This is a genomic window from Pseudonocardia sp. DxW (genome assembly GCF_058448985.1).
This window is the reverse complement of the sequence record NZ_JBZFLK010000018.1, coordinates 96,837-110,083: the sequence shown is the minus strand read 5'-3', so window position 1 is coordinate 110,083 and position 13,247 is coordinate 96,837. Positions and strand designations below refer to the sequence as shown.

Below are 13,247 nucleotides of genomic sequence, written 5' to 3'. Positions count from 1 at the left end.
CGGGCGCCGCCGGTGCGGGCTCAGCGCGGGCGCCCCGCGACGCCGGCCGCCGACCGGGCCCGGACGTCGTCGGCCGAGCAGAAGCCCCGGCCGGACCGCTTGAGGCACAGCAGCCCGAGGAGCCGGCCCCGGTCGTCGACGACGGCGAGCCGGCGGGTCCCGGCCCGGCGCATCTCCCGGTGCACCGCACCGAGATCCGCGCAGGGCCGGACGACGCGCCCGGCCAGCGCGCCGAGCCCGGCCGCGGCCGCGCGGGGATCGGCGGTCGCCAGATCGGCCCGTTCGACCACCGCGCGGAGCACGCCGCGGTCGACGACGAGCAGGGCGTGCACGTGCTCGTCGCGGAACATCCGCCGGGCGGCGGCGACCGTGGTGCCGGGCGGGCACACCTTCGGCTCCCGCAGCATCCCGTCCGCGACCCGCCGCGGCTGCACCGCGACCGGTTCGGCGAGCGTCATCCCGCTGCGGGGTCGGCCGCCGCCTCCACCTGGACGAGATTGTCGGAGTAGACCCCGGCGTTCCCGAGCTCGTTGTGCCGGTCCAGGGTGATGGTGTTGACGGTGCTGCCGGACGCCTTGTCCTGCCAGTGCCCGACGTTGGCCATCACCAGGCCGGGCAGCACGATGTCCTCGACCACCGCCGGCCCGCGGAACTCCCCGCGGTCGTTGAACACCCGGACCGGGTCGCCGGTGGCGATGCCGCGCTCGGCGGCGTCCACCGGGTGGATCCAGACCCGCTGCTCGCCCTGCACGTCCTGCTTGTCCGCGGCGTTCGCGTACTGGCTGTTGAGGAACGCGTGCGGCTTCGGCGAGACGATCGAGAGCGGGTAGCGCTGCGCCAGCTCCGGATCGGAGGCGGCGGACTCGAACGGCGGGACGTAGTCGGGCAGCGGGTCCAGGTACCCGCCGGGCTGGAACGCCTCGTACATCGACCGCCACACCGGCACCACGAAGTTGCCGCCCTCGGCGAGCGAGGACCGGAACTCGCACCTGCCCGACGGGGTCGGGAAGTTGCCCTCCGCGTGCGGGGCGCGCTCGTGCGGCAGGCCGACGTTCAGCCGGGCCCAGCCGGTCTCGACCAGCGAGTCGTAGGTGATGCCCTGCAGCGCGGGCGCGTCCCAGTCGTGGAAGTCGCGCAGCATCTGCTCGTCGGTGCGGTCCCAGTAGTCGTCGGTGAAGCCCATCGTCGCGGCGAGCCTGCGGAACAGCTCGGAGTTGGGCACGCACTCCCCCGGCGGCGCGATCGCCGGCTGGTTCAACGAGATGTAGAGGTGCCCCCAGGTGACCATGATGTCGAGCTGCTCGGCCTGCATCGTCGCGGGCAGCACCAGATCGGCGAACTTCGCGGTGTCGTTGACGAAGTGGTCGCTGACCACGGTGAACAGGTCCTCGCGGGCGAGACCGGCCATCGTCTTGGCCTGGGCGGGACCCTGCGAGACCGGGTTGGAGTTGTAGACGAACAACGACATGATCGGTGGGTCGAGCTCCATCTCACCGGTCAGCGCCATGCCGAGGTCCAGCTCGTTGATCACCCGGGTACCCTCGGGGATCCACTCCGGCATGCAGATCTTGTCGAACAGCGTGGGGAACTCCCAGATCGGCATCTCCATGGTGCCGCCGCCGACGTGCCGCCACGCCCCGACCAGCGCCGGCAGGCAGGTGATGGCCCGGATCGCCTGGCCGCCGCCGCGGCTGCGCTCGATCGCGACGCCCTGCCGGATCGCCGACGGCTGGCTGGTGGCGTACTCGCGGGCCAGCGTGCGGACGTCGTCGGCCGGGATCCCGGTGATCTCCTCCACCCGCTCGGGCGGGTACTGCGCGGCGCGTTCGGCGAGCTCGTCGAAACCGACCGTGTACCGCTCGACGTAGTCGGTGTCGACCAGCCCCTGCGCGATGATCTCGTGGATCATCCCCATCGCCAGCGCACCGTCGGTGCCCGGCCGGATCGGGATGTGCCAGTCGGCCTGCCGGGCGGTGCGGGTCCGCACCGGGTCGATGACGACGATCTTGGCGCCGTTCTCCTTGCGGGCCTGCAGCAGGAACGGCCAGCCGTGCAGGTTCGTGCTGGTCATGTTCATGCCCCAGACGATGATGTAGCGCGAGTGCGCCATCGACTCGATGTCCAGGCCGCCGGTGCCGCCGACGGTCATGTGCCAGGCCGTCGACGACCCGGACTCGCAGTAGGTCTTCTCCGCGACGCTCGAACCGAGCCGGTTGAAGAAGGCGTCGCCGGAGGTCAGGCCGTTGATGACACCCTGGTGCCCGAGGTAGGCGTGCGGCATGATCGCCTGGCTGCCGTACCGGGCGATGATGTCGGTCCACCGCTCCCGGATCTCGGCGAGCGCCTCGTCCCAGGTGATCCGCTCGAACTCGCCGGAGCCCTTCGGCCCGACCCGGCGCATCGGGTGGAGCAGCCGGTCGGACTGGTAGTGGTGCTCGGGGAAGTTCTTGAGCTTCACGCACAGCCCGCCGCGGGTCATCGGGTGGTCGGGATCGCCCTTCACGTCGACCAGCCGCCCGTCCTCGACGTGGAAGAGCATGGCGCAGGTGTCGGGGCAGTCGTGCGGGCACGCCCCGCGGACGATGGTCAGTTCGCGTCGTTCGGTGCCGGATTCCGGGGCGAGCGTCATGGTGGGACCTCCGCGTCAGGGACTCCTCGGGACACCCAGTCACGCAGCACGCCGTGTCTGCGCCATTGCGCATCTGTAACGCCCTGTAAATTGCACCCGGTGTCGTCGGGAACTATCCGCAACTGCAGATGGTGGTGAATACGCGCACGGATCACATACGTTTCGTCCAGGTAAAACGCACCGGTGAGGCGGCCGTCGGGCTGCGATACCGGCATTTGCAGCTGTCCGCCGAACGGAATCCAGGATAGCTTCGGAGTCGCTCGGCACGCAGTTTTCCACACCGCCCACCGCAGAAAAGAGGCACCGGGATCATGACTCCGATCCGCACCGGCGAATACGCCCGATCCACCGCCACCGCGCAGGACTGGGAGCCCTTCGTGGTGGGCGGCGAGGCCATCGGCGAGGTGCACTGGATCCGCACCGAGGGCGCCGAGGGCGCCACCCTGCACGTCGGGCTGTGGCGTTCCGAGCCGCAGAGCTTCCCCTACCCGTTCACCGCCGACGAGACCATCCACGCGCTCGACGGCGAGCTGGTGATCGACCTGGTCGACAGCGGCGAGCAGGTGGTGCTGAAGCCGGGCGACATCGCGTCGTTCACGAAGGGCACGAAGTCGACGTGGACGGTGACCGAGCCGTTCCGGAAGCTGTTCGTCATCAGCGGCTGAGGCCCGGCGTCGTGTGCTACACGGTCAAGTCCATCGAGGACGTCCGCCGGCTGGTCCTCGCGACCAGGGGGCTGTCCGGCCTCGCGAACGGCCCGACCCTGGTGACCCGGGCCTGCCGGCGGATGTACGAGCTGGTCGACGCCGACGTGGCGGCGATCGCGCTCGACGACGGCACCGGCACCCTGGTGCTGCGCTCGGTGGAGGGGACGGCGCTCCCCGACGTCCGGCTACCGGCCGGCACCGGGCCGGGCTGGCGCGCGCTGGACCGGTCGATGCCGGTGACCACCGCCGACTGCGCGGGCGAGCCGCCGGACGAGCTCGTCACGGCACTCGTCGCGGCCGGCGTGCAGGGCCTCGCCGCGGTGCCGCTGACCTTCGGCGACTCCGCGCTCGGGGTGCTGTTCGCCGGCGCGCGCGGGCGCCGGATCGCGCCGCGCACCACCCTGCTGATGACCGAGTTCGGCGCGTCGCTGGCCCCGCTGCTGGTCACCGCGCTGCGCGCGGACCGGGCGGGGCGGCTCGCCGTGGAGGAGGAGCGGCAGCGGATCGCCCAGCAGCTGCACGACACCGCCGGCCAGCTCCTGTTCCAGATCTCGATGTCGGCCAAGGAGATCCAGCTCTGCGCCTGGAGCGACCCGGACGGCGCGGCCGGCGCGGCGCGGTCCATCGAGAGCACCGCCGCGCAGGCGTCGAGCCACCTGCGGGAGGCCATGCACAGCCTGCTCCCGGCCACCGACGCGCTCCCGGTCACGCTGCGCCGGGACGCCGCGGCGTTCGCCGCGCGCACCGGGATCGCCACCGAGGTCGTCACCCTCGGCACCCCCGCGCACACCGGCATGGCCCGGGAGGCGGTGCTGGTGTCGGTGCTGCGGGAGGGGCTGCACAACGTCGAGAAGCACGCCGGGGCCGCCGCCGTGCTGGTCTCGCTGGTCTACCAGTCGCACCAGGTGACGCTCGCGCTCTCCGACGACGGCAAGGGCATGCCCGAGGGCTTCGCCGTGAACCCGCTGCCGGGCCGCTCCCCCGGGCTGGGGATCCCCGGCCTGCTGCAGCGGGTGGCCGGCGCCGGCGGGGTGCTGCGGATGGACCGCAACGACGACGGCGGCACCAGCCTGCGGGTGTCGCTGCCGCTGGTGGACCCCCGATGACGTCCGGCACCCGGCGCCGCTCGGTGCTGATCGCCGACGACCATCCGCTCGTCGCGCACGGGATCGAGCGGGTGCTCGCCGCCGACGAGTTCGACGTCGTCGCCGCCTGCCACTCCGGCGCCGAGGCGCTGACCGCCGCCCGGCGGCTGCGGCCCGAGCTGGTGCTGCTCGACGTCCGGCTCGGGGACATGAACGGCGCCGACGTCTGCCGCACCCTCGGCAACCAGGTGCCCGGCGCGAAGGTCGTCGTGCTCACCGCGTTCGGCGACACCGACAACCTGCGCCGCTGCCTGGAGTCCGGCGCCGCCGGGGTACTCCTCAAGGGCACTCTCGACCTGGACCTGACCGCCGCCCTGCACGACGTCGCCCGCGGGCGGATGGTGATCGATCCCGGGATCGCCAGGGCGCTGGAGACCGCGGGCGGGATCCTCGCCCCGGACGGCCGCGCGGTGCCCCCGCTGCGCCCGCGCGAGCTGGAGGTGCTGCGCCTGATGGCAGCCGGGATGACGACCCGGGACATCGCCGCCGAGCTGGCGCTGAGCCTGAACACCATCCGGACCTACACCCAGTCGCTGATGGCCAAGCTCGACGCGCACACCCGGGTGCAGGCCGTCGTGTTCGCCCAGCAGATGCAGCTGATCTGAGCCGGGAGGGCCGGTCCGGCTCGGATCAGTCCGGGGCCACCCGCAGCGCGTCCTTGTCGTGCTGGACGATCTGGCTGCCCGGGGACACCCCGGCGACGCAGGAGTACCAGACGGCGTGCCGGCAGCCGGTGGCCCGGCGGTCGATCACGACCTCGTCGGCGGACCGGATCGCGAAGTACGGCCCGATCCGGTCGACGACGGTCTCCGGGGCGCCCGCGGCGACCGTCGCCACCGCGGTGTTCTCCGGGACGTCGAGCACGTAGAGGACGGTCATCGCGGCGCCGCCGCCCAGTCCGCGGCCCGCTCGACGATCAGCTCGGCCTTGCGCGCGAGCAGCTTGCCGAAGCTCGGCTCCGGGGCGCCGACGACGTCGAGCAGCGCGTCGATGGTCAGGTTCGCGTCCAGGTCCTCCTGCGGCGTGACCGGCCGCATCGCCCGGGTGATCTCGAAGAAGTAGCCGTTGGGGTCGTGGGTGTAGATCGACTCGATGGTCTCGTGCCGGATCTGCATCTGCACCGGCCACTCGCTGTCGTCGAGCCGGCGCCGGTACTCCAGCAGGTCCTGCTCGCTCTCCACGTGGATCGCCAGGTGCCGGGAGCGCACGAAGAACTCCGGGACGTCGGCGCCGAAGCGGGCGTACGCGTCGCCCCGGGCGCCCGGCGCGCCGCCGACCGAGGGATCGGTGCCGAAGTAGTAGAAGAACGCGATCCGGTCGTCGTTGCCGATGTCGAAGAAGAAGTGGACGAAGTCCGGGTGCTCCTCGGGACCCCAGCCCGCCGCGCAGATCGAGTGCACCACCGGGAAGCCGAGGACGTCCCGGTAGAAGCGCACGGTCCCCGCCGGGTCGAAGGTCGGGAACGCGACGTGGTCGACGCCCCGCACCCGGTGGTCCAGCTCGGTCATGTCCTGCCTCCGTCGTGCCGCGTTCCGGTGCGGCCGACGGTACGAGTGTTAAACGACCGAGTCAACAGTTCGACCTACTCGTCGAGAAGTCGCTCCAGGTGGTCCAGGTCCTGGCGGAGCAGCTTCAGCGCCGCCGCCGGGCCGTCGCCGTCCGGGACCCGGTCGTCGGCCCGCTGCAGCGCGCCGACCGCCATGTCGGCCAGCCCCTCGGCGACCACCGCCGGATCGTCGCGGCCGCCCGGATGGAACCACCAGGCCACCCAGTTGCACATGCCCAGCACGCCGAGCGCCGCCAGCCGCGGATCGACCGGGCGGAACCGGCCGGCCCGCACCCCCTCGTCGACCACCCCGGACACCACCGCGAGCACCGAGCGGCGGCTCGCGGTGTAGGCCGCGGTGAGCTCGGCGGGCAGCTCGGCCTCCGAGCGGATCAGCAGCCGGAACCGCTCCGGCTGCCGGGTCTGCCGCGCCACCAGCACCGACACCACCCCGCGCAGCTTGCGGACCGGATCCGGGTCGGTCCGCTCGACGACCTCCGCGAGATCGGCCAGCGGACCCTCGGTGACCTCGGAGACCAGCTTGGCGAGCAGCTCGTCCTTGCTGCGGACGTAGTAGTAGAGGGCCGGGCGGGTGATCCCGAGCGCGTCGGCGATGTCCTGCAGACTGGTGCCGGCGAACCCGCGCTCGGCGAACAGCCGGGTGGCGTGCTCGTAGATCTCGTTCTCCACGAGCTCGCGGCGCGCGGTGTTCGCCCGGGCGCCACCTGACCTGCGGGGAGCACTGGCACTCATGGGGCCCGATCGTAGAGGTGGGCCCCGCCCGGCCACCCGGCCGAGCGCGGCCGGGCGGTGTGCATCCCGCCCGGCCGGGTAGCCGGCCGGGCATGAGCACCCCCTCCCTGCTGACCCGGATCATCGATCGGCTCCGCGGCCGCGGCCCGGCCGAGGACGTCGAGCCCGACCCGAACCTGGCCAACACCCGTGACACCGGCGGCACCGGCTCCGAGGCCGGGGATGCACCGGGCACCACCGGCACCGGGGTCACCGGCGGGTACGTGGGCCGGATCGCCGGGCGCGACGAGGGCTACGCAGGGCAGACCGGCGCCGAGGCCCGCGCCGAGAGCCATGCCGAGGACCATGCCGAGGACCATGCGGACGGTCCTGCCGAGCACCGGGCCGACCGTTCTGCCGGGAGCCGCGCCGACGGTCCGGCCGGGCACCGGGAGCGCCGGGCCCGGATTCGGCGCGCGCACAGCGGGTAGCGGGACACCATGCCCGCTTCGACGCAGAACCGGACCGAGACCACCACCGGACCGAACGACGCTAACGGCCCGTCCCGCCCGAACGGCACAGACCTGCCGGTGCTCTCCCGCGCCGACACCGCCCGGCTGCTGGGCACCGCGCTCGGCCCGATCGTCGCGCAGGGGGTGATCGCCCGCCGGCCGAAGGTCGTCGCGGCCGCGGGCCGGCTCGGCACCGACGACCGGTCGGTGCGGCTGCTGCAGCGGCTGCGCGGCCGCTACGGCGACGGCCCGGTGCGGGTCCCGGTACCCGGCAGGCCCAGCGCGCTGGTGCTCGACGCCGCCGGGGTGCGCCGGGTCCTGGAGGACGGGCCGGAGCCGTTCACCCCGGCGTCCTGGGAGAAGCGCGGCGCGCTCGGCCACTTCCAGCCGCACGGCGTGCTCATCTCGCAGGGCGCCGCCCGCGCCGAGCGCCGCCGGTTCAACGAGGCCGTGCTCGACACCGGGTCCCCGCTGCACGCGCAGGCCGGTGACATCGCCGCCGTCGTCCGCCAGGAGACCGGGCAGCTGCGCGACGACGCGGTCCGCACCGGGGCGTTCGACTGGGACGCCTTCGTCGTCGCCTGGTGGCGGGTCGTGCGCCGGATCGTGCTCGGCGACGGCGCCCGCGAGGACCACGAGCTCACCGACACGCTGACCCGGCTGCGGCGCCGCGGCAACTGGTCGCACCTGGCGCCGCGCAGCGAGCAGCTGCGGGAACGCTTCGCCTCCGGGGTACGCAGCCACCTGCGGCGGGCCGAGGAGGGCAGCCTCGCCGCCCGGATCGCGCAGACCGCACCCGACCCGGACGACGGCACCACCCCCGAGGACCAGATCGGGCACTGGCTGTTCGCCTGGGACCCGGGTGCCGCGGTGACGCTGCGCGCGCTGGCGCTGCTCGCCACCCATCCCGAGGTGCGCGGGCGGGCCCGCGCCGAGATGGCGGCCGAGGGACCCGCCGACCGGCCGCGGGAACTGTCCGTGCTGCGCTCGGCGGTGCTGGAGTCGACCCGGCTCTGGCCGACCACCCCGCTGCTGATCCGGGAGTCCACCGCGGACACCGACTGGCCCGGCGGCACGCTGCCGGCCGGCACATCGCTGCTGGTGCCGACCTGGTTCCTGCACCGCGACGACCGCCGCCGCGACGACGCCGACCGGCTCGACGTGCAGCAGTGGCTCGACGGCAGCGCCCGCGACGACTGGATGCTGACCCCGTTCAGCGGCGGGCACGCCGCCTGCCCGGGCCAGGAGCTGGTGCTGTTCGTCGCCTCGACGGTGCTCGCGACGCTGCTGGAGGACCATCACGCGGTGCTGCTGCCGCCGGAGTCGTTCGACGCCGGGCAGCCGCTGCCGCGCGGGCTCAACCCGTACGCGCTGCGGTTCGGCCTCGCCCGCGCCGCGGCCGGGACGGGTTTGGAACGCTGATCCCCGGTCATCCGGGGAGGGTGCGTTCCACCTCAGAACCCGCCCCGGCCGGTGTCGCCGGAACCGGCCGGATCCTCGATCCGGTTCCCGCCCCGGACGGTGCGCCCGAGCCGTTCCCGGTGACCGCGGCGACCGTGCTCGCCGCACTGGTCGACGCCGGCGAGCTCGACCTCCCGCTGCCCGGGTCCGGCGCGACGGCCCAGCGCTGGGCCCGGCTGGCCGGGCTCGGCCGCCGCGACCTGTCGGTGGCCCGGCTCGCCGAGGGGCACACCGACGCGGTCGCGATCCTCGCCGGGTTCGGCCGGACCGCCCGCCCCGGCGCCCGGCTCGGGGTGTGGGCGTCCCGGGCCGGCGGCGGTGCCCGGATCGGCCCCGGCACCGGCACCGGCGGGCCGCGGCTGACCGGCACCCTCCGGTTCTGCTCCGGCACCCACGTGCTGGACCGGGCACTTCTCGTCGCCGGCGCGGACGACGGGAGCACCCGGCTGGTGGAGCTCGACCTGCACGACCCGCGCGTCGAGCGGCGCGCCGGCAGCTGGCGGGCGCCCGGGATGGCGGCCGCCGACACCCACGACATCGTGCTGCACGACGTGCCGGTCCCGCCGGGCGCCGTGCTCGGCGGCCCGGACGCCTACACCCACCGGCCCGGGTTCGCGCACGGCGGCGCCGGGGTGGCCGCGGTCTGGCTCGGCGGCGCCGCCGGGATCGTCGACGAGATCGCCGCCGCGCTGCGGCCCGGGACCGGCGGGCCGGGATCCGGCGACCCGCACCGGCTCGCCGCGCTCGGCGGGATGCACGCCGCCGTCGCCGCCGCCGACGCGCTGCTGCACGCCACCGCCGCGCGGATCGACGCCGAGCCGGACGATCCGCAGCACGGCGCGGTCGCGACCGTGCGGGCCGCCGTCGAACGGGCCTGCCGCACGGTGCTCGACGCCGCCCCGGAGTGCGCCGGGGTGAGCACCCTCGCCGGATCCGCCGGGCTCACCGCCCGGCTCGCCGACCTGCAGGTCTACCTGCGCCAGCACCATGGCGACCGGGACCGGGCCGAGCTGGGCAGGCTCCTGCTGGGCGGGGCCGCGTGATGGAGCCGCGGCACACCGCGGACGTCTGGGAGGACGCCGCCGAGACCCTCGCGCACCGCGAGCTGGACCCGTCCGGATTCCGCAGGCTGGTCGTGGTCAGCGCGCACCCCGACGACGAGACCCTGGGCGCCGCCGGGCTGCTCCGCGCGGTCGCGGCCGCGGGCGGCACCGTGGAGCTGGTGCTGGCCAGCGACGGCGAGGCCGCGCTGCCCGAGGTCACCGGCACCGACCGGGCCGCGCTGGCCCGCACCCGGCTGCGCGAGCTGGCCGACGCGCTCGCCGCGCTGGAGGTCCCGGCCGCCGTGCACCGGCTCGGGATGCCCGACTCCGGCCTGCGCACCGACGAGCTGACCGCGGCGCTGGGCCCGCTGCTGGCCGGCGCCGACGCGTGGATCTCGCCGTGGCGGGAGGACCCGCATCCCGATCACGCCGCCGTCGGCCGGGCCTGCGTCGCGGCCGCGCCGGTGTCCGCGCACGGGTTCGGCTTCCCGATCTGGGCGCGCACCCGGTTCGACCCGACCGATCCGGTGGTCCCCTGGGACCGCGGCTACCGGCTGCGGCTCTCCGAGGCCGACCGGGCGGCGAAGCGCCGCGCGCTCGACGCGCACGTCTCACAGCGCACGGTCCCGCCCGGCGGGCACCGCCCGGTACTCTCCGCGGCGACGCTCACGCACTTCCTGGGCCACCGCGAGATCTACTTCCGGGAACCGTCCGCGGACGGCGCGCCGATCGAGCTGTTCGCCGGCCTCTACCGCGACGGCGCGGACCCGTGGCAGGTGCGGACCTCCTGGTACGAGCGCCGCAAGCGGGACGTGCTGCTCGCCGCGCTGCCCCGGGAACGCTACCGGCTGGCCGCCGAGCCCGGCTGCGGGCTGGGCGAGCTGACCCACGCACTCGCCGGGCGCTGCGACCGGCTGGTCGCCACCGACGCCGTCGAGGAGGCGGTGGCGGCCGCCGCGGCGCGGGTCGCCGGCCTGCCGTCGGCCCGGGTGTCCCGGTCCGACGTGGACGACCCGCGGGCGCTGCCGGACGGCGCCGACCTGGTCGTGCTGTCCGAGCTGCTCTACTACCTGCCGCCGGAGCGGATCGACGCGGTGCTCGACCGGGCCGCCGCGGCGCTGCGCCGGGACGGCGACCTGGTGGTGGCGCACTGGCGGCAGTGGCCCGCCGAGGCCCCGGCCGACGGTGCCGCCGTGCACCGGCGGATCGTCGGCGACGACCGGTTCACGCCGCTCGTCGAGCACCTCGACGAGGACTTCCTGCTGCACGTGGTGCGCCGCCGGTGAGGCCGGTCGAGGCCGTCGGCGTGCTGGTTCCCGCGCACGACGAGGCGGCGACCGTCGGCACCTGCGTCCGGTCCGTGCTCACCGCGCTGGACGCCGTCCCCGGGCTGCGGGTGCGCGCGCTGTGCGTGCTCGCCGACCGGTGCTCGGACGGCACCGCGGACCGGGCCCGGGACGCGATCGCCCGGCACCCGGCCGGCGCCCGGGTGCGGCACGCCGTGCTGGAGACCCGGCCGGGCGAGCCGGCCGCCCCGATGGGCGCGACCCGGGGCCGGGCCGCGGACGCGGTGCTCGGGCTGCTCGGGCCGTCCGGCACCGGGCCCGGCCGGACCTGGCTGCTCAGCACCGACGCCGACTGCACCGTGCGGCCCGGCTGGGTGCGCGGCCACCTGCTGCGCGCCGACGCCGGCGCGGACGCGGTGATCGGCGGGGTGGTGCTCGACCTGCCCGGTTACCCGGTGCCGCCCGGCGAGCCGCCGCCACCGGACCGACCGGTGTACGCGGCGAACCTCGGGGTGCGGGCGACCGCGTACACCGGCGTGGGCGGCTTCCCCGAGATCGACTGCGGGGAGGACCACGGGATCGTCGCCCGGTTGCGGGCCGGCGGGTACCGGGTGCTCCCCGGCCCGGTCGACGACGTCCGGACCAGCGCCCGGACCACCGGGCGGGCCCGCGGCGGGCTCGCCGACCTGCTGGCCCGGCACGCAGGTGTCGAACCCCGGGCCGCGGGTAGCCCGGTGGCATGAACGCGCCCGTCACGACGGCCGGGCTGCTGATCGTCGGCGGCGGCCCCGCCGCGCACCACGCGGCGATCGCCTACCGCGAGCACGGCGGCCCCGGCCCGGTCCTGCTGGTCTCCGACGACGACACCCCGCCCTACTTCCGGCCCCCGCTGTCCAAGGAGCTGCTGCGCGGCGGGACCGACGGGCCGGACCTGCTGCTCCCCGGCCGGACCGGGGCCGAGGTCCGCACCGGGCGGCGGGTCGAGTCGCTGTCCGTCACGGACCGGCTGGCCCGGCTCGACGACGGCGGCACCGTCGCCTTCCGGCAGTGCCTGCTCGCCACCGGATCGGCGGCCGCCGCGCTGCCGGTCCCCGGCGCGGACACCGCGCTGTACCTGCGCACCCTCGCCGACGCCCGGACCCTGGACGAGCGGATCGGGTACGCCGGATCGGCGATCGTCGTCGGCTCCGGGTTCATCGGCTGCGAGGCGGCCGCCTCGCTGGCCCGGCGCGGGCTGCGGGTCACCGTGTGCAGCGACGAGCGGGTGCCGCAGGCGGCCCGGCTCGGCGACGCGGTCGGCGACCGGCTCGCCGGCTGGCTGGCCGAGGAGGGCGTCACGCTGCGCGGCGGCGCCGAGGTCACCGGGATCGGGACGACCGCGTCCGGCCGGGTGGTGCAGCTGCGCGACGCCGAGCCCGAGCTCGCCGACGTGGTGCTGGTCGCGGCCGGGGCGACCCCGCGGGCCGGGCTCGCCGAGGACGCCGGGATCGCGGTGCGGTCCGGCCGGGTGGTCGTCGACGAGCGGATGCGCAGCTCCGCCCCCGGCGTGTTCGCCGCCGGGGACGTCGCGCTGGCGTACAACGCCGCCGCCGGCAGGCACCTGGCCGTCGAGCACTGGGGGGAGGCCGAGGCGATGGGCACCGTCGCCGGGACGACCGCCGCAGGCGGCGACGCCCGCTGGGACTCCCCGCCCGGGTTCTGGACCGTGATCGGCGACCGCACGCTCAAGTACACGGCCTGGGGCGACGGGTTCGACGAGGTCGCGCTCGAGTCGCACGACGGCGGCGGGTTCACCGCCTGGTACCGGTCCGGCGGCGTCGTCTGCGGGGTGGCCACCCATCTCGCCGACGGCGACCACGAGCGGGGCACCGAACTCGTCCGGCGCGGGGCGACGTCGACCGGACGGCCGGACGGCCGGTGACCGTCCGCAGCGGAGTCGCCCGGCCGTGGTCCGGCCGGGGCACCGCGTTGCCGGGGGGCCGTCGACTGTCCTAGATTCGCCCCGAGCACCCGGGGCCCAGCGGCCCCGGGGGCGTCGCCCCGAGGCCGGACCGACCGGCCCGCTTCCCGGGCCCGCCCGCGACGGCCGGGCCGGGGAGTCCGACAGCGCACCAGGGCGCTGCCGGTCACGCGCCCGGTCCCGGGTCCCGACGACGCGTCGTCCGCCGGGACCGCCGTGGCGCCGC

The 13,247-nt window shown here is 75.5% G+C and carries 14 protein-coding genes; 9 read left to right on the top strand and 5 right to left on the bottom strand.

Annotation, left to right across the window (positions count from 1 at the left end; genetic code table 11):
• Positions 1-20: 20 nt before the first annotated feature.
• Complete coding sequence (locus tag ACVJO7_RS25160; RefSeq protein ID WP_491674932.1) at positions 21-458, bottom strand: CBS domain-containing protein; 438 nt, start codon at positions 456-458, stop codon at positions 21-23.
• The gene (locus ACVJO7_RS25155) at positions 455-2,629 is read right to left on the bottom strand and encodes a molybdopterin-containing oxidoreductase family protein (protein WP_491674931.1); all 2,175 of its coding nucleotides are present in this window, start codon (positions 2,627-2,629) and stop codon (positions 455-457) included. Before ACVJO7_RS25155 ends, ACVJO7_RS25160 begins: the two co-directional genes overlap by 4 nt.
• A gap of 311 nt (positions 2,630-2,940) precedes the next feature.
• On the opposite strand from ACVJO7_RS25155, the gene ACVJO7_RS25150 reads away from it, so the two are divergent.
• The 3 genes from ACVJO7_RS25150 to ACVJO7_RS25140 are packed head-to-tail and all read left to right on the top strand — an operon-like array spanning position 2,941 to position 5,086.
• Positions 2,941-3,294, top strand: a complete 354-nt coding sequence (locus ACVJO7_RS25150; protein ID WP_358487681.1) for a cupin domain-containing protein — start codon at positions 2,941-2,943, stop codon at positions 3,292-3,294.
• An 11-nt stretch (positions 3,295-3,305) separates the two neighbouring features.
• Positions 3,306-4,442 carry a GAF domain-containing sensor histidine kinase gene (locus tag ACVJO7_RS25145; RefSeq protein WP_491674930.1) on the top strand — a complete coding sequence of 379 codons (1,137 nt, stop codon included), beginning with the start codon at positions 3,306-3,308 and terminating at the stop codon, positions 4,440-4,442.
• On the top strand, positions 4,439-5,086 hold the full coding sequence (locus ACVJO7_RS25140) for a response regulator (RefSeq protein WP_491674929.1): 648 nt from the start codon (positions 4,439-4,441) through the stop codon (positions 5,084-5,086). Before ACVJO7_RS25145 ends, ACVJO7_RS25140 begins: the two co-directional genes overlap by 4 nt.
• 25 nt (positions 5,087-5,111) lie before the next feature.
• On the opposite strand, the gene ACVJO7_RS25135 is transcribed toward ACVJO7_RS25140, so the two are convergent.
• The 3 genes from ACVJO7_RS25135 to ACVJO7_RS25125 form a co-directional block, all read right to left on the bottom strand.
• Positions 5,112-5,360, bottom strand: a complete 249-nt coding sequence (locus tag ACVJO7_RS25135; protein WP_491674928.1) for a hypothetical protein — start codon at positions 5,358-5,360, stop codon at positions 5,112-5,114.
• Positions 5,357-5,989 (bottom strand): VOC family protein, encoded by a 633-nt coding sequence (locus ACVJO7_RS25130; RefSeq protein ID WP_344025770.1) that lies wholly within the window; start codon positions 5,987-5,989, stop codon positions 5,357-5,359. The genes ACVJO7_RS25135 and ACVJO7_RS25130 overlap by 4 nt, the downstream gene beginning before the upstream one ends.
• A gap of 74 nt (positions 5,990-6,063) precedes the next feature.
• Positions 6,064-6,780, bottom strand: coding sequence for a TetR/AcrR family transcriptional regulator (locus tag ACVJO7_RS25125; protein WP_344025772.1), 717 nt, complete (start codon positions 6,778-6,780; stop codon positions 6,064-6,066).
• Positions 6,781-6,872: 92 nt separating this feature from the next.
• On the opposite strand from ACVJO7_RS25125, the gene ACVJO7_RS25120 reads away from it, so the two are divergent.
• The 6 genes from ACVJO7_RS25120 to ACVJO7_RS25095 are packed head-to-tail and all read left to right on the top strand — an operon-like array spanning position 6,873 to position 12,982.
• A complete protein-coding gene (locus tag ACVJO7_RS25120; RefSeq protein WP_491674927.1) occupies positions 6,873-7,250 on the top strand; it encodes a hypothetical protein in 378 nt (125 codons plus the stop codon).
• A gap of 9 nt (positions 7,251-7,259) precedes the next feature.
• Positions 7,260-8,693, top strand: a complete 1,434-nt coding sequence (locus ACVJO7_RS25115; protein WP_491674926.1) for a cytochrome P450 — start codon at positions 7,260-7,262, stop codon at positions 8,691-8,693.
• Between the two features lie 20 nt (positions 8,694-8,713).
• On the top strand, positions 8,714-9,775 hold the full coding sequence (locus ACVJO7_RS25110; RefSeq protein WP_491674925.1) for an acyl-CoA dehydrogenase family protein: 1,062 nt from the start codon (positions 8,714-8,716) through the stop codon (positions 9,773-9,775).
• Positions 9,775-11,061 (top strand): PIG-L family deacetylase, encoded by a 1,287-nt coding sequence (locus tag ACVJO7_RS25105; RefSeq protein WP_491674924.1) that lies wholly within the window; start codon positions 9,775-9,777, stop codon positions 11,059-11,061. Before ACVJO7_RS25110 ends, ACVJO7_RS25105 begins: the two co-directional genes overlap by 1 nt.
• A complete protein-coding gene (locus tag ACVJO7_RS25100; RefSeq protein ID WP_491674923.1) occupies positions 11,058-11,804 on the top strand; it encodes a glycosyltransferase family 2 protein in 747 nt (248 codons plus the stop codon). Before ACVJO7_RS25105 ends, ACVJO7_RS25100 begins: the two co-directional genes overlap by 4 nt.
• Complete coding sequence (locus ACVJO7_RS25095; protein WP_491674922.1) at positions 11,801-12,982, top strand: NAD(P)/FAD-dependent oxidoreductase; 1,182 nt, start codon at positions 11,801-11,803, stop codon at positions 12,980-12,982. Before ACVJO7_RS25100 ends, ACVJO7_RS25095 begins: the two co-directional genes overlap by 4 nt.
• Positions 12,983-13,247: the final 265 nt, after the last annotated feature.

What these genes read in the sequence shown, in the direction of transcription:
- ACVJO7_RS25160 (WP_491674932.1), bottom strand. Translation starts at nt 458, where the DNA reads ATGACGCTCGCCGAACCGGTCGCGGTGCAGCCGCGGCGGGTCGCGGAC.
- ACVJO7_RS25140 (WP_491674929.1), top strand. Translation starts at nt 4,439, where the DNA reads ATGACGTCCGGCACCCGGCGCCGCTCGGTGCTGATCGCCGACGACCAT.
- ACVJO7_RS25095 (WP_491674922.1), top strand. Translation starts at nt 11,801, where the DNA reads ATGAACGCGCCCGTCACGACGGCCGGGCTGCTGATCGTCGGCGGCGGC.
- ACVJO7_RS25105 (WP_491674924.1), top strand. Translation starts at nt 9,775, where the DNA reads ATGGAGCCGCGGCACACCGCGGACGTCTGGGAGGACGCCGCCGAGACC.
- ACVJO7_RS25125 (WP_344025772.1), bottom strand. Translation starts at nt 6,780, where the DNA reads ATGAGTGCCAGTGCTCCCCGCAGGTCAGGTGGCGCCCGGGCGAACACC.
- ACVJO7_RS25135 (WP_491674928.1), bottom strand. Translation starts at nt 5,360, where the DNA reads ATGACCGTCCTCTACGTGCTCGACGTCCCGGAGAACACCGCGGTGGCG.
- ACVJO7_RS25150 (WP_358487681.1), top strand. Translation starts at nt 2,941, where the DNA reads ATGACTCCGATCCGCACCGGCGAATACGCCCGATCCACCGCCACCGCG.
- ACVJO7_RS25115 (WP_491674926.1), top strand. Translation starts at nt 7,260, where the DNA reads ATGCCCGCTTCGACGCAGAACCGGACCGAGACCACCACCGGACCGAAC.
- ACVJO7_RS25130 (WP_344025770.1), bottom strand. Translation starts at nt 5,989, where the DNA reads ATGACCGAGCTGGACCACCGGGTGCGGGGCGTCGACCACGTCGCGTTC.
- ACVJO7_RS25120 (WP_491674927.1), top strand. Translation starts at nt 6,873, where the DNA reads ATGAGCACCCCCTCCCTGCTGACCCGGATCATCGATCGGCTCCGCGGC.
- ACVJO7_RS25155 (WP_491674931.1), bottom strand. Translation starts at nt 2,629, where the DNA reads ATGACGCTCGCCCCGGAATCCGGCACCGAACGACGCGAACTGACCATC.